Origin of the sequence: Vibrio splendidus, from assembly GCF_003345295.1 — a bacterium.
GTDB classification, from domain to species: Bacteria; Pseudomonadota; Gammaproteobacteria; order Enterobacterales; family Vibrionaceae; genus Vibrio; species Vibrio splendidus_K.
The window spans coordinates 856,580-875,360 of the sequence record NZ_CP031056.1; the positions used below are offsets into that span (position 1 = coordinate 856,580).

Annotated in this window: 15 protein-coding genes and 3 pseudogenes; 3 read left to right on the forward strand and 15 right to left on the reverse strand. The window is 43.0% G+C overall.

The features are described 5' to 3' along the window. Positions 1 to 46 precede the first annotated feature (46 nt). The 5 genes from DUN60_RS19470 to moeA form a co-directional block, all read right to left on the reverse strand. A complete protein-coding gene (locus DUN60_RS19470) occupies positions 47 to 361 on the reverse strand; it encodes a hypothetical protein (RefSeq protein WP_114635106.1) in 315 nt (104 codons plus the stop codon). 184 nt (positions 362 to 545) lie between these two features. Then, complete coding sequence (locus DUN60_RS19475; protein ID WP_114635109.1) at positions 546 to 1,154, reverse strand: hypothetical protein; 609 nt, start codon at positions 1,152 to 1,154, stop codon at positions 546 to 548. An 11-nt stretch (positions 1,155 to 1,165) separates the two neighbouring features. Further along, complete coding sequence (locus DUN60_RS19480) at positions 1,166 to 3,301, reverse strand: LruC domain-containing protein (protein ID WP_114635111.1); 2,136 nt, start codon at positions 3,299 to 3,301, stop codon at positions 1,166 to 1,168. 255 nt (positions 3,302 to 3,556) lie between these two features. Continuing rightward, positions 3,557 to 4,306, reverse strand: coding sequence for a molybdopterin-synthase adenylyltransferase MoeB (gene moeB / locus DUN60_RS19485; RefSeq protein ID WP_054545642.1), 750 nt, complete (start codon positions 4,304 to 4,306; stop codon positions 3,557 to 3,559). Between the two features lie 12 nt (positions 4,307 to 4,318). Further along, positions 4,319 to 5,554: a molybdopterin molybdotransferase MoeA gene (moeA, locus tag DUN60_RS19490; protein ID WP_114635113.1), complete on the reverse strand. Its 1,236-nt coding sequence runs from the start codon at positions 5,552 to 5,554 to the stop codon at positions 4,319 to 4,321. Between the two features lie 216 nt (positions 5,555 to 5,770). Here moeA and folE point away from each other — a divergent pair, with 216 nt between their 5' ends. Beyond that, entirely contained in the window at positions 5,771 to 6,424 is a 654-nt protein-coding gene (gene folE, locus DUN60_RS19495; RefSeq protein ID WP_004731548.1) for a GTP cyclohydrolase I FolE, read from the forward strand. A 65-nt stretch (positions 6,425 to 6,489) separates the two neighbouring features. Here folE and DUN60_RS19500 read toward each other — a convergent pair whose 3' ends face one another. The 4 genes and pseudogenes from DUN60_RS19500 to DUN60_RS19515 all read right to left on the reverse strand — a co-directional run bounded on the left by DUN60_RS19500 (position 6,490) and on the right by DUN60_RS19515 (position 10,832). Continuing rightward, complete coding sequence (locus DUN60_RS19500) at positions 6,490 to 7,962, reverse strand: C69 family dipeptidase (RefSeq protein ID WP_114635115.1); 1,473 nt, start codon at positions 7,960 to 7,962, stop codon at positions 6,490 to 6,492. Between the two features lie 508 nt (positions 7,963 to 8,470). Continuing rightward, positions 8,471 to 9,052 (reverse strand): hypothetical protein, encoded by a 582-nt coding sequence (locus tag DUN60_RS19505; RefSeq protein ID WP_114635117.1) that lies wholly within the window; start codon positions 9,050 to 9,052, stop codon positions 8,471 to 8,473. Next, on the reverse strand, positions 9,045 to 9,584 hold the full coding sequence (locus DUN60_RS19510; RefSeq protein WP_004731545.1) for a YaeQ family protein: 540 nt from the start codon (positions 9,582 to 9,584) through the stop codon (positions 9,045 to 9,047). The genes DUN60_RS19505 and DUN60_RS19510 overlap by 8 nt, the downstream gene beginning before the upstream one ends. Positions 9,585 to 9,964: 380 nt before the next feature. Beyond that, positions 9,965 to 10,832: pseudogene (locus DUN60_RS19515) on the reverse strand (IS5 family transposase). Positions 10,833 to 11,255: 423 nt separating this feature from the next. On the opposite strand from DUN60_RS19515, the gene DUN60_RS19520 reads away from it, so the two are divergent. Both DUN60_RS19520 and DUN60_RS19525 read left to right on the forward strand, forming a co-directional pair. Beyond that, positions 11,256 to 12,611: an MBOAT family O-acyltransferase gene (locus tag DUN60_RS19520; RefSeq protein WP_279627922.1), complete on the forward strand. Its 1,356-nt coding sequence runs from the start codon at positions 11,256 to 11,258 to the stop codon at positions 12,609 to 12,611. Between the two features lie 14 nt (positions 12,612 to 12,625). Continuing rightward, complete coding sequence (locus DUN60_RS19525) at positions 12,626 to 13,714, forward strand: alginate O-acetyltransferase AlgX-related protein (protein ID WP_162808240.1); 1,089 nt, start codon at positions 12,626 to 12,628, stop codon at positions 13,712 to 13,714. 51 nt (positions 13,715 to 13,765) lie between these two features. On the opposite strand, the pseudogene DUN60_RS19530 reads toward DUN60_RS19525, so the two are convergent. The 6 genes and pseudogenes from DUN60_RS19530 to DUN60_RS19560 form a co-directional block, all read right to left on the reverse strand. Next, positions 13,766 to 13,998: pseudogene (locus DUN60_RS19530) on the reverse strand (Ogr/Delta-like zinc finger protein). A 92-nt stretch (positions 13,999 to 14,090) separates the two neighbouring features. Next, positions 14,091 to 15,011 (reverse strand): annotated as a pseudogene (locus tag DUN60_RS19535) (IS5 family transposase). Positions 15,012 to 15,061: 50 nt separating this feature from the next. Beyond that, a complete protein-coding gene (locus tag DUN60_RS19540) occupies positions 15,062 to 15,355 on the reverse strand; it encodes a hypothetical protein (RefSeq protein WP_244212244.1) in 294 nt (97 codons plus the stop codon). A 229-nt stretch (positions 15,356 to 15,584) separates the two neighbouring features. Next, a protein-coding gene (locus DUN60_RS19545; RefSeq protein ID WP_114635123.1) for an IS3 family transposase occupies positions 15,585 to 16,744 on the reverse strand; the annotation gives its coding sequence in 2 pieces (ribosomal slippage) (positions 15,585 to 16,477 and positions 16,477 to 16,744; 1,161 coding nt in all). Between the two features lie 173 nt (positions 16,745 to 16,917). Beyond that, positions 16,918 to 17,127, reverse strand: a complete 210-nt coding sequence (locus tag DUN60_RS19550) for a cold-shock protein (protein ID WP_004731543.1) — start codon at positions 17,125 to 17,127, stop codon at positions 16,918 to 16,920. A 448-nt stretch (positions 17,128 to 17,575) separates the two neighbouring features. Further along, positions 17,576 to 18,661 carry a PQQ-dependent sugar dehydrogenase gene (locus DUN60_RS19560; protein ID WP_114635126.1) on the reverse strand — a complete coding sequence of 362 codons (1,086 nt, stop codon included), beginning with the start codon at positions 18,659 to 18,661 and terminating at the stop codon, positions 17,576 to 17,578. Between the last annotated feature and the right edge of the window lie 120 nt (positions 18,662 to 18,781).

The window sequence follows — 18,781 nt, forward strand, 5'->3', positions numbered from 1 at the left end:
AGAGAGATTACTGTTGCTTTTGCGAATACAGTTGTTGCGTCGATTACTACTGTGCAGCTCGACAGTGGATGAACTGATAACTGCTTTGTCCGGTTATTTGATTGTTTAATGTATCAAGCGCGACCACAGAATCAATAGGGCAGTCTGTGGTTGGAGTAATAGAGACGCGAAATACGTCATTATCTTTTGTCTGAACCGTAAGATAACGCCTGTGTCCATCTAAGGACTGAGTGAGCGTGTTCGAAATTACTTTGGCTTGAATGCGTTGTCCCGTCTCAGATGTTAGCGGTAAATAGGTAAGGGCCAATAGCACCCCCACACCGCACATCAATATAAAGAGACCTATTTTTAACTGTTTCATGGGAGTAAGTCTTTGAAGGTAATCTTGAAAAGATAAGTCAGATTGGCAGTAAAGTGAATGTAATCAATCAGAAAGTTTGAGTGGCTATCCATTCTTATACGACCAAAAAGTGAGCATCGCTGCTCACTTTGGATTGATACAGAATCAGTTTTTCATCTGTTTACGACCAAACTGTCTCCGCCGATTACCAAACGATCTGGGAATCACTGCTTGATACCACTTGTTGTAATGGCGGTTGACCATCATAAAACCAAATTTCGACTAACAATGAGTCGTGATTGACTGGAGCCGTAAAGTTAGACGCGAAGACTCCGTTGTTTAATGAGCCAGCAATCACTTTACTTGAGTAGTCTGGTTTTAAGGTAGAGTCATCTCGTGTGCTGAAACGGCTATAAACAGTGACAAATGAGCGAGCGGTAGAAATGCTACTGATGTCGATGTCGAGATCAAACTGCTCAACAGAGCTGTAATCAAAGCCATCGGGCACAACCACATCACTCATTGTATAGATTGGTGCCGCTGCTGCACTTGTCGCTGAAGATGTCGTTCCTGTTACTGGATTTGAAGGCGCTGCTGGCGTCGACGGTGTTGCTGGAGATGGTGTCGATGCACTGCCGCCACCTCCACCGCCGCCTCCACACCCAACCAATATCAGTGGAGTGGCAGCGAGAATAACAGCCAACGATTTTTTCATGTTCCAAGTTCTGTGTGCAGACATACCATCTTCCTTAGCTAGATTGTGACTCGAATCAACGTAGTGAGTTTCTCGATATTGTTTATTGTGAGTATTCATAACGTTTCTCCTTATGGCACGTAGCATTGGTTGTCTGCAGGTGATTCATACCATGTTTGGTTCGTGTCACCACCGGACTCAGCGTATTGTATGAACTCAGGGTAAGCGGTAACAATATCCACATACTCTAGCGGCCACTCCCACTCATCGGTTGACGTAATGATGAGTGCCCAAGGGTGATTCTCTGCTGTTTTGAAATATTTACCTGTTGATGGGTTACTGTCATCGACACCTAATCCTGCCTCAAAGAGATTAGCCGTATCAAAGGCTTCGGTTGGAGCTTGGTCTGGCAAGTGAACCTCCCAGCTGCGCCCTGGATGTAGAGGTAGGTTTTCACCGTGATAATACCCAGGCGTTGCAAAAATGAACGGGTCGTAAGGCATATCGGTCCAACTGCCAGTACTCACACCGTCACCGGCTAAAGTAATACCAATTTGGAATGAGAACTGCTCATCCTCTTTACATCCATTACTGGTGCGGTAGAAGGTACAGCCAGTGCTGATTTTTTCTGTCAGGTCATTGGCGATTACAAATATTGCTTCGCTACGTCCATCTTCTAAGTCGAGGTCAGTGAATACACCGTTGTGTTTCATGTAAGAGTTACCACTACTTACTAAGCTCGGGTCTAAGTTAGGAAGTCGAACAGCAAAACCATTTCTGTACGATGCCCCGACAGCAGCTAACCGTCCGTCGATAGTGGATTTGACGACTTTTCCATCTTTAAGGATCTCGGTAATACGATACATAAGAACAGCATCGTTCATGTCGTAATCTGCTTTATATGGCCAGTTATCTTCGTACGCGAGCGTTGCGTAGCCAGAAGCACTTGGGAAGTAACGAGCGGTGGCACCATCGTTAAGGACATCGACTTGAATATCGACCACCTCACCAGAGGTTGAACCGCCAAAGTAACTTAGGTTGGTTTGTTGGCTGAATCTAAATCGAGCCCACGTCGTACCAGTCAGTGCGTTAATATCAACATTAAGGAACAGTGCGTTTTCACCAGCATCGAGCGCGTAATCTGTAAACACCTGCTCGTTGGCGCCATCGAAGCTGCCATCTTGGTTCCAGTCGATCCAAGCTGAAAGGTAACCGGTCGTTGAAGCTTCAATCACAACTTTTGAATCAAGTCCGGCTTCAAGCGCGGTAACAAAACCGATACCTCCGTTTGCCCATTCATCATCCACTCCAACGGTTTCGTCTGATTGTGGTGTGACATAACCATCCAAATCCGCATCTGGAGGTGTTGTACCTAACCATGTGATGCCATCAAGTTCATGTCGAGGGCCATTACTTGCTAGAAGAGTCAGGTAGCTATCTGGCGCGTCACCGAAGTCGATATTTGAATCTTCATCAACAACTGGGGCATTAGCACAGCGAGCACCATCGTTTTGGCCAGAAGCTGGGCCATTCGATACAAACTCAACGGCAGGAACAATCCCAGCTGCGATGTTGGCCGCGTTGTCTGGAGATAAGTTGATACGGTATATTTTACCGTCTTGATTTCGAGATACGTAGTAGTAGCCGTTTACATCGAAATAACCTGCGCCGAATGTGCCAGTTTCTCCAGTATCACCGATGTAGGTTTCTGCACCCGTTGTAGGATTGAAGCTGTACAAACCACCAGAGTTATTGTCGATACCATATAAAGAGCCATCACTTGGGTGGAAGGCAAAATCAGTCAATCTTACAGTTGCTGGGCTTCCTGCGATTTTGTTGACCGTAACAGTTGCATTAGGATCTGAATCGAGAGGGGATAGATCAACAGTGAACAGCCCCTTACCGGTGCGGTAGAGGTAGTAAACATGGTCGTAGACATCGCCTACATAGAAGGTATGGTCGGTTGGTAAGCCGCTAGCGTTAATTACTTCGGCTTGGAAATCCTGTCCAAGGCGCACTAAGCGTTTGTTGGTTGTGTCATAGCCATAGATATATCTGTCTTGAAAGTCGAAACCGACACCATTGATGTTAGCGCTCATTCCCGTGTCGTCTTCCAGCAGAGTTGTTGAGCCGGTAACTAGGTTAACCCCCCAAACTTGCACTGGGGTCGATTGAAAGAGGTAAGCCTTACTAGGGCATGTATCGAAGGGCGCTGCGTTGGCGACCAATGGCGCGCTTAATAGCAAACTTAACGTTGTAATTCTCATATTTACATCCTTGTCATGGAAGGTCTAAATACTTTTACAAGTTACGTGCCAACTTTAAGTTGTTGATTTTTATTGTTTATATTTTTGGGTGCTGGGGTTTTTATTGTATTCTCAAAATGAGAACTCAAATGAAATTAATCTCTCATAGAGTCTTTCAAATTGATAAAGCGATTTGAGAAGTTGATGTTGATCTCTAAAAAAGCCCTGACTTTTAGTCAAGGCTTAGGTTTTCGATAAGAGGGGATAGGACTTAGCTTATCCACACACCGAACAATTAGGCATCTTCATTAAATTCATTTCACGCCAGCTATGAGACATGGCATCGAGAATTAAAAGCTTGCCTTGTTTTGGTTGTCCAAACTTAGCAATAACCTTGATAGCTTCCAAAGCTTGAGCCGCGCCCACCATACCAACAACAGGCGCCATCACACCAGCTTCAACACAGCTTAGTGCAGCGTTGCCAAATAGGGCGCTCAAACACTGGTAACACGGTGCATCTGCGTCTTGATACGTGAACACACTAATCTGACCTTCCATTCGAATCGCAGCACCTGATACGAGTGGCGTTTTAGAGGCGTGACACAAGCGGTTGAGTTGATTGCGCGTTTCAACGTTGTCACTGGCATCAAGAACAAGCGAGTGTGTTTCAATCAACTTGCCAAGTGCTTGGTCATCAAGCCTGTGGTCAACAGTTTCAATCGTCAGGTGAGGGTTCAGTGCCTGTAACGATTCAGCGGCTGAATCCACCTTCTTTTTACCAATATCTGCATCGGTGTGAAGCACCTGTCGCTGCAGGTTTGAAAGCTCAACAACATCATCGTCGATCAGTGTCAGCTTACCAACACCCGCAGTCGCAAGGTATTGAGCAGAGGCACAACCTAAGCCTCCAGCCCCTAATACTAAGATTGAGCTCTGCTTTAGCGCTTCTTGGCCTTCAAAATCAAACTGTTTAAGGATGATTTGACGGTTGTAGCGAAGCATCTCTGCGTCAGACAGTATTTCCATCAGTAAGCCTCGTTAGTAAAGCGTCGAGTTAAACAGTTGGATCTGAACCGTTTCACCGACTGCAACACGGCCACGTTCACGCTCTAGAACCACAAAGCAGTTTGCTAAGCTCATTGAGCGGAAAGCGCCTGAACTTTGGTTGCCTGTTGTTTCTACAACAAATTGACCGTTTTCAATCGAGTAAATACCACGTTGGTAATCAGTACGGCCTGGGCCTTTTTTGAATGCAGATTTAGTAATAGCAGGGATCGACTCTGGTGCCGTCCATGCGGTGTGACCTGAAAGCTTAGCCAGCATAGGTTGAACCAAAACATACATGGTCATCATTGCCGACACTGGGTTACCCGGTAAGCCACAGAACCACGCGTTATCTAATTCACCGAATGCGAACGGTTTGCCCGGTTTGATTGCCAGTTTCCAGAAGCCGATTTGGCCGATCTCTTCCAAAATGTCTTTGGTGTAATCCGCCTCACCAACACTCACGCCACCAGAAGTCACAACCACGTCTGCTATTTGCTGTGCTCTTTCGAAGGTTTCTTTAAGCGTCGCAGGACAATCTGGGATGATACCCAAGTCGATAGCTTCACAACCAAAGGCTTCGATTAATGGTTTAATACCGTAACGGTTACTGTCGTAGATCTGACCGTCTTCAAGAGGTTGACCTAATGGCTTTAGCTCATCGCCAGTAGAGAAGAAAGCGACTTTAGGCTTATGTAACACTGTCACGTGGCTCACACCCAATGAAGCAATCATTGGAATGTCACGAGGTGTTAAACGCTCACCGCGGCTAAGAACGATATCGCCTTGTTTGATGTCGTCACCAGTAGGGCGAATGTTATTGTTCAGCTTGATGTTGTCTTGTTGAATCTCAATACCAGCCTCAGTTTCGGCCGTATTTTCTTGCATGATAACGGCGTCACAACCTTCAGGGATCTTTGCGCCAGTCATAATGCGAATACAGGTATTGCTTGGCCATTCACCTTCGAACGGTTGGCCTGCAAAAGATTTGCCTGCTAATGGTAGTACTTTACCGTTTTCTAGATCTGCTAAGCGCAATGCATAGCCATCCATTGCTGAGTTATCAAAAGGAGGGACGAAAATAGGGGAAAGAATATCTTCAGCAAGGACATAACCTAATGCTTCAGCAAGAGGTAGAGATAAAGTCGTTTGGATTGGTTTAATTGGTGATAGCAGCTTATCTAGTGCTTCTTCAATTGGCATTAAGCCCGGAGCGTCGCAACAGCCCATAATTGAAATCCTTTGGTCGTTATTATTTTGATTTAGTGGTTGGCAATGGTGGCTCAATAATTATCAAATCACGGTTGTTCGCCAACGAAATTGCAGCCACTTTAGCATAGTTTAAGCCCCGTAAATAATGACCTCCCTTAAAATATGGGTGTATTTATTCAAAATTCCGAGTATCCTTGTTTGCCATCCAGAAGGGGCAATAAAAGAGGAAGTTCAATGTCAGGTCTTAGCGAATCAGCGAAGTTGGTTAAAGATGCGCTAGCAAGCCGCGGATTAGAGACACCAATGCGTCCTAACCAGGTTAGCCGAGAAGAGAAAAAGGAACGAATCGAACACCATATGCGTGAGATTCTCACTCTCCTTGAACTTGATCTTGCAGATGACAGTCTGGAAGAAACACCACAACGTATTGCGAAAATGTATGTGGATGAGATTTTCTCTGGTTTGGATTACGCCAATTTCCCTAAAATCACCGTGATCGAAAACAAGATGGGTGTTCGTGAGATGGTACGAGTAAAAGACATTACCGTAACCAGCACATGTGAGCATCACTTAGTCACCATTGATGGTAAAACCGCAGTAGCTTACATTCCTCAAGGTAAGATCATTGGTCTTTCGAAGATCAACCGAATCGTTCGTTTCTTTGCTCAGCGTCCACAAGTTCAAGAGCGCATGACACAGCAAATCCTTGTAGCATTGCAAACGCTACTAGAAACGGATGATGTTGCTGTAACCATGGATGCGGTTCACTACTGCGTTAAATCTCGCGGTGTAATGGACGCTACTAGTGAAACGACGACAACCGCATTGGGTGGTATCTTCAGATCAAATCCAGCAACGCGCCACGAGTTCTTACACGGCCTGCGTTAGAACTAAACCTATTAAGAACAAAAAACGGAGCATTATGCTCCGTTTTTATTGGTTGCTTCATAAACCTACAGATTGACTATTTTCTTAAATTCTTCCTCTGAGTATTTCTTCTCTGTGCTTTTAGTCAAATCTGTAATCATTTTGTATCTAAGCTCAGTTGCCATATCCAATGTACGCATAAGCTGTCCGTATGAGTAGTCGGCAGCCATGTTCAGAGCCGCTTGTTTATCTACTTTATACATGTCTGTTAACGTTTTATCTAAGTGTGCGACCTGCTTGTATAGTTGAGTTTCTTCTTTGTCCCAAGTTGCTTTTAGTACTGGTAAATACTTGTCTGGGTTTGCAGAAGCGAGGGCGGTTAAGCTACGGAACTGCCAATAAGCAGAGTCATCGCTGTAGTTATCATCGCCTACTTGGTACGCTTTGGGGTAATCTTGTAGGGTTGAGTATAACGGCACTAAAACAGATTCTGGTAACACGCCGAAGCTTTGCCAAATAATACCTTGAAGCTCTTCTGGCATCTCAGGGCGAAGCTGAATAATATGCGACTCTAGTTGACGCTCAACTCTAATTGGTCGTTTCGATTTTCCTTCCAAAATCGTATCTTTATAAGTCGCGCTAAGTACTTCTGCCACATCTTCAACTGAGATTTTTGTATCTGGCTTCATAAACAAAGGGTATTGCGTCATGCGACTTTGTTGATGCAGCGAAGGTGTAAGCATTTTTTGGCCTAACCATTCACGATCGATATTATACTCATCACCAATAACTCCGAATGCTTTAGCAAAATTGAAAGATTTTTTATCTGCGTTATCAAGCAGTTTGTGTTGTTCTACAAACTCGAATATATCTTTTGAATGCAGTACTTCTTTGTTTGCCAAGTTTACATCATGTACACGCAAGCCATTTGCAATCATGGCGTAACTGTCATCTGGCACTTTTACAGCAATCCAATGGTGACCTGAACCAATTTCAAATAACCACGCCTCATTGGTGTCTGCAATATAGAGACTGTTACCTTCGCCAGCACCATAGGTTTCGATGTAATGACCGAGTAACTCTACGGCTTGTTTTGCGTTTTCTGCCTGAGGAAGGATTAGCGTAGGTATAATGGCTTCGATTACGCCATTATCGATTAAAGGATCTATTTTGGCGACTTTGTCGTTTATTTCTGCGCTGGTTGTTGCTGAAATGGCAACGTTGTGTTCATTAATCCCACGTTCTTCATAGAACTTTCCATCGCGATTAACGGTATCCGCATCCCAGTCTGGTATCGCTGAGTAAGCAAAGAAGTGCTTTGGCATTGGAACAATTAATCCGTTACCTAACTGCCAGTCACCTTCTTGGTTATCTTGCGCAGGTCGATACTTTAGGTATTTGTTCCAGTTGTTAATGCCAAAATCTTCATTACGAGCAATCATAATGCTACCGTCGCTCGAGGCTCCTTTACCAACAATAAGCCCAGTACAAGCTATCGCATTACTGCTTAGAGCGACAGCTACTGCAGTTGCAAGAAAGGATACAGACCATATTTTCATTTTAATTCTCCGCTTATAAAACAAGATAATTTAAAGTTAACGTTAGTTGTATTTGCAGGTTTTTTATTATCATTTTATAAAAGTCAGTGTACTTATCATCATAGGAAAAAATGCTTCCGCTCGTCACATAAATGATCATTTCCATTTGAGAATAATTATCTGAAAAATATGCACTTTTTGAATAAATTGATAAGTTATATTTGTAAAATAACCTTGTCATATACGTAGCTTTAATTCGTCGTTTTATGGGAAGGATCATTATCACAACAAAACTTTGTTCGTTTCTAATGTATGGTTTTTGGATTGTAATCGGATAAACAACGATGCTGAAACGCGGCATCTTGTGGGGGCTTTTTTGTGCTTGTAATGAAGTGTCGTCATTCCCTAAAGTGAGGAACGAGCGTAATAGGGAATCTGCATTTTCGATGTGGGTTGGTTGGAACGGAAATTAGATGCGCTCTACAGAATCTATAAAGCGCAAATTTGGGTACAGCCGCTGGTGGAATGCTTAAGTAAGATTAAACAAACGCTTAAAGTGGTGAACAAAACCGGACGGCTTATTCTCAGCTTGATAGAGGTTCAAACCATCATAAAAACTGGCCATAAACTCAACGCGAATCTCATCATCACTGCTTCTCGATATGCGAGACAACAGCGTAGCGGCTACAGCAGCATGATCATTGGCAAGGCTGTAATCCATTCCTAGTCGTCCTTGAATGAACAACCACAAATGAGTGATTAACTTTAACTGCTGAGCGTTAGAGTTTTGAAACTTGTCGCTGTGCTCAGTGCTCACTGTATTATCGAATACATTTTGCATCGCCTCATTCGCTTCTTTATTGCTTTCAAAGCGATAGCTTGCATCGATATGTACCTTGGTTAACAGACCAAGCAACGTCTGACGTGCAGAGTTGTCTGGCTTGTTCTCGCAAGCGTGCTTAAACAGAGCATGGTTGTCATCAATAAATGACTTTAACTCTTTTTCATAGCCCGTCGTCAGCGCTTTGACTGAATCGAGACCTGCGAGCTGCAAACACGCTTCGAGCTTAGTTTGGCGCTGAGGTTCAGTCTGAGTTTGGATCTCAGTCATTACTCTGTAGCTCTTCCCACGTTACTTCTGCAGATTGAGTGTCGCTGTTTACGAACGCAGAGTTACCCGACAGCATCACTGAAAGATCCATCGTACGTTGTGTCATCGCCGCTAGCTGCTCAATACCATCGTTGTCTAGACGAACGATCTGAGCTTTCAGGTAACCGAATTTACCTTTGTTCTGTTCCCACCAAACATTCGATTTAGTGTTGAAGCTGAACACGCTCACAGACTTAGATAAGCGAGTCGCTTTCTTAACGCGTTCTGGATCGGGTTCGCCAACATCAATCCACTCTAAGATTTGGTCATCTAACGACTTCTGCCATAAATCGGGTTCTTCAATGCTAGACAACCCTTTAGTGAACTCAAGTTCAGGAGATGCATTGATACAGAAAGCAATAATACGAGCCATCATGCGCTGTTCTGTTTCAGAAGGGTGTTGTGCAACCGTTAGATTAAAAGAGTCGTAATAGTCGCGATTCATATCGGTTAAAGAGATACGAAACTTATAGATTGTCGGTTTGAGGGCCATGTTATGTAAGGGTTCCAATCGGGTGAGGTGTACTATAGGTGTACCAATGAGTTTTTTGAAATCACAGCCTATAGATAAGTTGTGCCTAGTATAAACGAAGTGGGGCAGTTAGCTAGCAAGATGGTTTTTTTGGTACACCCCAATTATTTTAAGCACTTATGATGAACTAACAAGAAAGGGATCACATGACAGTAAGGTGCACTTCGTCAATCAAGTCTTGGTCTGAAAGTAGTACTTCTGACTTTTCGGCGCTTAGTGGCGTGTTTGCTTGCGGCAGCGCATACAAGTAATCGAATTTTACGAAGAAGTCATACAGTAAAGGAGTGAGGCTTTGTTGCGTAATTCAGTTTAAAGACAGAGCCACCCGTTTCGTGTGTTTCTTAGTCAATACGATAAGTTTCAGGCATACCTAACCCAGTAAGCTTGTTCAACGCTTTTATCATCGCGTAAGTTTCACCCACCTGGGCATTGTAATCTCTTAAGCTCAATTGCCCTCCTAGCAACTGTTTAACTCGATACATCGCGGTTTCTGAGAGTGAACGTTTGTGGTATCCATACCGCTTTTTCCAATACTTATTTGAGCCGTATAACTTCTGACAACCCACGGCGAGGTTTCTAGGGTGACCCCGGTCCCAGAAGGCTGCCCCTTCTCTTGGGGGGAATAAGCGCAATGGCTCCCTTAATCTTAATAGCAACGTGACACGCTCTCGTGTCATAAGCCCCATCAGCAGTTACCTCGAGGATACTTCGGCGTGTTTGTTTCAGTAAATTTGGGAGAACTTCCCCATCCGTAACCGTCGATAAACTTAGCTCGGCTGCAATAATTTCATGAGTGCTTGTATCGACGGCAATATGCAGCTTTCGCTAGACTCTGCGCCTGCCATCTGTCCCGTGTTTTTTGACTTTCCATTCTCCTTCACCATAAACCTTAAGGCCTGTCGCATCAATGGCTAGGTGCTGTATCACACCTCTCGTTTTAGTCTTAAATGAGACCTCAATTTGCTTGGCTCTACGGCTGATACAAGTGTAATGCGGACAACTTAACGGTACATGGGCTAACCTAAATATCGAGTCGATAAATCCTTGTAGCGCTCTTAGCGGCATAGAAAAAACTCGTTTCACCATGAGTGCTGTTGTGATGGCTAAATCACTGAACCGACGCGGCCTCCCACGCTTATTCTGTTTGCTTTGCGCCCACCCACTTATCGCCTCTTCATCAATCCAAAAGGTCAAAGAGCCACGGTTAATAAGTGATTGGTTGTATTGCTTCTAGTTGGTTGTTTTGTAAGGTGGTTTAGGCATGGGGCTACGAGAGATAGTGGACGTAGCAGATCAGATCGTAGGTTCTGAATTTAGTTCCATTGAATTACGCAACAAAGCCCCGCATTTCATTTCGGTAGTTGTATTGGAACACAGCCCTCGATGTATCTACATCAGGGCTGTTTTAGATTGGAAATTTAGAGATCGTCCGAGATCGTTTTTGTTCGTTTATATAAAAAATCAAAGACGTACAGTTCAAGTAGTGTATCATTCCCAGTTCGATTATCACTTTGTAACGTCCCTATGCTATTCAGTTCTATAAATTTCATATTCATCTTTTTACCCATCTGCTTTTGTATATATTTCATACTAGCAAAGTATCGACTATATACTTGCGCGAAGATGTGGTTAGTGGTCGCTAGTCTTATATTTTATGCTAGATGGGAGCCATCCTACCTTCCCATTATTCTCGGCTCATTGGCGTTCAATTTTGCTTTAGGAAGTCATCTAACCAAGAAAGATAAAGGCATTAAAAAGTCGTCTCTTTTGGCTTTTGGAGTGATAACAAATATAGCTTTACTTGGCTACTTTAAGTACACTAACTTTATCATTGGGAATGTGAATTTATTATTATCCCAGCCATTTGAAAATACTAACATCGCTCTTCCACTCGCTATTAGTTTTTTCACATTTCAGCAAATAGCGTACTTAGTTGACAGCTACAGAAAAGAAACTAAAGAATATGACCTCTTGAACTACTCGCTATTTGTGACTTTTTTTCCACAATTAATTGCGGGTCCGATAGTTCATCATAAAGAAATGATGCCGCAATTTAATTCAAAATGGAATCTTGCTCCTAGAAGCAAAAATATCTCGCTTGGTTTATTTATATTTTCTATCGGCTTGTTTAAGAAAATTGCCATAGCTGATACATTTTCTATATGGGCTGATGCAGGATTCTATAACTCCGCGACATTATCATTCTACGAAGCTTGGCTAACGAGCTTGAGCTACTCTTTTCAGTTGTACTTTGATTTCAGTGGTTACTGCGACATGGCGATGGGCGCTGCGTTGCTATTCAACATAAAGCTACCAATCAACTTTAACTCGCCTTATAAATCACTAGATATCCAAGATTTTTGGCGTAGATGGCACATAACATTAGGAAGGTTCCTTAGGGATTACATATACATCCCTCTTGGTGGGAGTAAGAAAAAAGAACTAGCGACTTACAGCAACCTTTTCATTACATTTCTAATTGGTGGGTTATGGCATGGTGCTAGCTGGATGTTCGTTATCTGGGGAGCGTTACATGGCATGGCTCTCGTATTGCACAGAATGTGGAAATCTGTTGGCGGAAACATGCCAACATGGTTAGCTTGGCTGACAACGTTTATATTCATCAATATGACATGGGTCTTTTTTAGGGCGGAAAACCTTACAACCGCCGTAAACCTATTATCTAGTATGAGCGGGCTCAATCTAATAGATAAACCAATAGAGGGAATAGCTTCTAACAAATTGTCATGGATTGGCACTAATTTTGACCTTCTATTTGGTATTCTTCCTAATATGGTAGCCGTAAATGCAATCCCATTCTCTGCTATCTCTTTTTCTTTTTATCTATTGTCTAAAACTAATTCATATGAATTGATACAAAGAGAAGTTGGGATAGGAAAAATGATTTCAGCGGCCTTTTTGTTTGCAGTATCCATTTATATTATCAGAAGCTCATCTTCAAGTGTGTTTCTATATTTCAACTTTTAATAAGGAAAATCTCATTGAACAATAGAGCCAATATTAAAATATTTTTCTTATTAATCAGTGTTATTTTATCAATACTGCCGATTGTAAATGTTTATTCAGGTGGATTTACAAAGGAAAATCTAACTAACACAAAGTTCCTTTATTCACTTGATGTTATTGAAAGGAAAATAAACCCATATTTAGTTCCTCTAGGGATAAGCATCAAACCTAACTCCGTTGTTGTTGGAAAAGATGGGTGGTTCTTTTTAGGCGATGACCACCAAAAAACAATTTCAGCTTACCGTGCAGGTTTTCAGACTGTAGAAGTTCAGGAACGCTCAGAAGCAATCATAGAATCACAGATACTCTGGGATAAGTACTTTCAAAAGAACGGTGTAAAAGACTATAAAATATTAGTCGGGCCAAATAAGAGTACAATTTACAACGAATATCTACCTCTATGGGCAAAAACCAGTAACGAATCGATATCGCAAACGCTGTATGACAGTGGAATCTACATTGACGTTAGGCATACAATATCTGACGTTATAAATACTCAAGATTTATACTACAAGACTGATACGCATTGGAATTATTACGGTGCGGGAGTTGCTTTCAATGAGTTTATGTTACGAATCAATAATGAAGGCCTAGTTTTACCTCCTCTTAATTGGAGTAATGTCATACGGAATGATTCATATGTCCATGGTGACCTTACAAGATTTCTCCGAGTTGGCAGTCTATATTCTGATCCTAATCCAATAACAGAAGCAAACAATTTGCAGTTAAGTCATGTCATAAGTGATTACAACAAAGATTCGGTGGTATACAAAGGCACTGCACCATTATACGGGAATAGGGATGACCTGTACTTAATCACAACACCAAAGGCACTCAATAACAAAAAAGTACTATGGTTAAGTGATTCATATGGGAACGCTTTAGCTCCTTATATGACAGCTACCTTTGGGCATATCTTGAAGCAAAACTGGAGTAAGCTTTTAGGTACACAAGCGCTCGAACAGTTAATTCAAGAATGGAAACCGGATTACGTTTTTGTCACAGTTGTTGAACGCTATTCACTTGATGGTTTATTCCAAGCATCTCCTCCAATACAACCGTAACCAATCTTGACTGGTACTTTCACAAGCCCCACTTGTGGAAGTACAAACAACTTATTCAAAGATGTCCATCTGGTTCAATTCACCTTTACATAACTCTGGCTGCAGGTCTGGATCTGGTTTTCTCCCGTAGACTCGATTACATGTGAAAACGAAAGATGCGAAACAAATGCACTTCCGCAATGTAAATTTAAGCACTGGCAATACAGCTCTCGCGTTTCTGAACTGATGGAACGTGAGGTCGCAATACGAGTTTTGCTTCCACATTTCGGGCATGTCACTAGCATGATTCTAATCTCCCTTTTAAATAATCCGTTTTGGCACTTGGCTTTGTTGCGTAATTCAGTTTAGAGACAGAGCCACCCGTTTCGTGTGTTTCTTAGTCAATACGATAAGTTTCAGGCATACCTAACCCAGTAAGCTTGTTCAACGCTTTTATCATCGCGTAAGTTTCACCCACCTGGGCATTGTAATCTCTTAAGCTCAATTGCCCTCCTAGCAACTGTTTAACTCGATACATCGCGGTTTCTGAGAGTGAACGTTTGTGGTATCCATACCGCTTTTTCCAATACTTATTTGAGCCGTATAACTTCTGACAACCCACGGCGAGGTTTCTAGGGTGACCCCGGTCCCAGAAGGCTGCCCCTTCTCTTGGGGGAATAAGCGCAATGGCTCCCTTAATCTTAATAGCAGCGTGACACGCTCTCGTGTCATAAGCCCCATCAGCAGTTACCTCGAGGATACTTCGGCGTGTTTGTTTCAGTAAATTTGGGAGAACTTCCCCATCCGTAACCGTCGATAAACTTAGCTCGGCTGCAATAATTTCATGAGTGCTTGTATCGACGGCAATATGCAGCTTTCGCTAGACTCTGCGCCTGCCATCTGTCCCGTGTTTTTTGACTTTCCATTCTCCTTCACCATAAACCTTAAGGCCTGTCGCATCAATGGCTAGGTGCTGTATCACACCTCTCGTTTTAGTCTTAAATGAGACCTCAATTTGCTTGGCTCTACGGCTGATACAAGTGTAATGCGGACAACTTAACGGTACATGGGCTAACCTAAATATCGAGTCGATAAATCCTTGTAGCGCTCTTAGCGGCATAGAAAAAACTCGTTTCACCATGAGTGCTGTTGTGATGGCTAAATCACTGAACCGACGCGGCCTCCCACGCTTATTCTGTTTGCTTTGCGCCCACCCACTTATCGCCTCTTCATCAATCCAAAAGGTCAAAGAGCCACGGTTAATAAGTGATTGGTTGTATTGCTTCCAGTTGGTTGTTTTGTAACGTGGTTTAGGCATGGGGCTACGAGAGATAGTGGGCGTAGCAGATCAGGTCGTAGGTTCTGAATTTAGTTCCATTGAATTACGCAACAAAGCCGTTTAGATCGGCCAGTATTGTCCCAGAGGTTTTTGTTTTCAATGAACATGTCTAGCAGCTGGCCAATAGGTACAGAACGGTCTTGAGCTTCACCTTCTTCTATCTTTCGGACTTCATTTTTCGCCCAGGCAGTAGCGAGTGTTTTCTTCTTATGAGTTTTGGAAAAACGTTGAGCAATTTTGCTTCGATGTTTCACCGTAACAGTGGCTTTGTAGCGAGATTCGCCGCTTGCTAGAGTTCGCTTTTCAATACTATAAGATGCCATGAACGTGTGCCTCTGAGGTGTACCAAAAGGGTGATTTGAGGGGTACAAAAGGTGTACCAAGGTTCAGAGATTATAGCAGTTTATTAAAGTTCTTCTAGGTTGTTACTTACATTAAGTGTTTGAAAATAATCGTGTATGTGGCTATTACTAGGTAGGGTGGGGAGTGGCGTATTTTAGTGAAACTTATAGATTGTCGGTTTGAGAGCCATTGATAGGGTGTCTGTAGTGGTCAACAAATTCCGGACACTGACTTAAGCCGATTTTCGGCATTTACTGGCGACAGCCCATCATTTGCTTGGTGAGGCCGTTGCCGATTATAGTAACTCATCAGGTAATGGCTGATGTCTTTCTTAGCTTGAGCTTGTGTCAGGTAACCTGTTGCTGGTATCCACTCGGTTTTCAAGCTTCTAAATAGCCGCTCCATGGGAGCGTTGTCCCAACAATTACCACGACGACTCATGCTTTGAGTTATACGATATCGCCAAAGTCTTTGGCGATATTTACGGCTGCTATATTGGCAGCCTTGATCTGAATGGAACATCACGTTCTTCGGACATCCTCGTTGCTCCCAGGCCATCTCCAAAGCTTTAGATACTAATTCGGTATCGGGCTTATCGGATAAAGACCACCCCACAACGCGTCGGCTAAATAGATCAAGCACTACCGCTAAATAGGTCCACTTCGAACCTGACCAAATATAAGTAATATCGCCACACCAAACACGATTCGGAGTACTGACAGAAAACTCACGCTTCAGTAGATTTGGAATATCTAGCCTTTCTGCTTTTGCATGTCTATATCGATGCGAACCTGGCTGTTTACTCATTAAACCAGCTTCACGCATTATCTGGCGAACCTTGAATCGTCCGGCTTTTATGCCTTTTTCGCTCAGCATTGAGACAAGAGTACGACTGCCAGCAGAGCCTCGACTCATGTTGAAGAGTTCTTTAATTTGGCTAGCTAGACGAATGCGACTGGCATCCGGCTTGCGTTGCTTAAACTCGTAGTAACAAGACGAAGCTACGTTGAACAGTTCGCAAAGCATTTTGACCGATTCGTGCTCCCTCAACTTGTCTATTAACGAGAACGTTCGAGTTCGTCCGACATTAAGAGAGCGGTGGCTTTTTTTAATATGGATTTTTCTCGTTCTAGCCGGTTAATCCGGGCTTCTAACTCTTGGGTTTTCTTTTGCTCAGGCGTGAGGGCTTTAGTCGTTGGAGTCATCCCTCCTCGCTCAACTTTGAGTTGGTCGACCCATCGCCGTAAAGCCGTTTCACCTACGCCCATAGAGTTAGCGGCTTCAGGTATGGAGTACCCTTGATCAAGAATCAAACTTGCAGCATCTATTTTGAACTCAGTAGAAAATGTACGTCGTTGTCGTTTTGTCATTGAACACCTCATTTATGGTGGAGACTTTACCACCTAATTTGGTGTCCGGGATCATTAGACCACTACATACTGAGATAGAAATAGTGGGAGGATGTTACCTTAAATCTCTGAATAGCGGGTAAAAAAATAGCCAGCAGAGGCTGGCTATTTTTAGAAAGCTTTAAAATACTAAATTAAAGTACTTTGATGCTGTCAGCTTGAGGGCCTTTTTGACCTTGAGATACAGTGAACTCAACTTGTTGGCCTTCAGCAAGAGTTTTGAAACCGTCGCCTGTGATTGCCGAGAAATGTGCGAATACGTCTGGGCCGTTTTCTTGCTCGATGAAGCCGAAGCCTTTAGTTTCGTTGAACCATTTTACTTTACCAGTAACTGTGTTAGACATGATGATATCCTAAAATTAAATTTTTATTATGAGCCAATTGTGGCACTGATAGCGTGGAAAAGTTTATTGCTATTGCGTACAACACAACGGGGTTACTAGTAATCCAACGAAATGTTTATATACAAAGAACTTTCTTTCTAGCCGAGATGAAGTCTAAATCAAATCAGGGGATAGTCAATCGAATCCATAGTGAAAGGTTGCAGAAACTTGGGGGTAGTCAAACTTTGCATTCCTTAAATATCATGGAGTTACAGTTATATGGTGATTTGTTGTCATTTTTGTGAAAATGGTGGTCGAAATTGATGACGAATTTGGAGTGAATGCACTGTTTTAGCGCATTTCTTTTTGCAAATTAGAAGCCGCTAACTGGGTGTTGAGCCCACTTTTAACGGCTTATATTTATCACTGTCGTTATAAGGAAAATGTCTTTACTTGAACGAGAACTAGACTACTTTTTCAAGCGGTACAGGTTGCCATTATCGGTACTGAAAAAGATGTCGCCGCTTGGTGAAGTTTCGATGTCTCTTATCCTTTCGCCTAAGTCTTCTAAAATACGCTCTTCCTTGATTGCCTCACCTTGTTCATTGACTGTCACAATATTAATGTGAGTAAGCTTAAGAGCGCCAGCCAGCAGCTTTCCTTTTAACTCTGGGTATTTATCGCCTTGGTAAACAATCAAGTTCCCCGGAGCGATTGAAGGAACGTAGACTTTTTTAGGCGCTTCAATACCATCTTTGGTTTTAGACTCGCCAACGCTAATTGGGCCCCAATACTCTTTTCCGTGCGATGTGACTGGCCATCCATAGTTGGCGCCTGCTTTTATTAGGTTGATTTCATCACCACCGCGCGGGCCGTGTTCAATCGACCAAAGCTTTTGAGTCGGGGCATCATAGAACAACCCTTGTGGATTACGATGGCCATAGCTCCAAATCTCATTGAGTACCTTGTTGTTGTCAGTGAATGGGTTATCGCTTGGCGTGCTTCCATCGGCATTTAATCGCAATATTGAGCCAGCATGAGTCATGGTGTCTTGGCCGTTGTCCCTGTCACCACGATCGCCGATTGAAAAATACAGGTGGCTCTCATCAAAGGTGATACGGCTACCAAAGTGACGCCCTGTGTCCGTTCTGGATTTCGACACGAACACGTCTGTCCAATTAGTGATTTCATTATTACTGTAATTAGCAGAAGCCAGTGTCGTTACACCTTCACCATCGACGTCTTTACTATAAGTGACGTAGAACCTTCCGTTTTCAAAAGGGGAGAGTGCGATATCCAATAATCCACCTTGGCCTTTCGCCCAAACATTTGGCAGCCTGAACAATGTGTTTTGATCGCCGGTCTTTAAATCAATGTGTTTAATGACGCTTGATTTTTCTGTTACTAGCATGGAGTTGTCGTTGATATAAGCCAACCCCCAAGGGATCACGAGTCCGTCGGTGATCTTCTCTGCCTGCCATGCAAAGGCTGACGTTGTAGGAGCAAGGGAAAGCAGCGCCAAAGCACATGAAAAAATACGGTGATGAGTGTTCATTGAAGTCCCTTGATTATGAGCATCTAGTGTTAGTCTAGCGCTTGTCGTGGGCAGGCGGAAAGCTGAGGTTGCTGAAAAGTGACTATTCACATATTTAGTTGAACGCCTATTGTATGATTA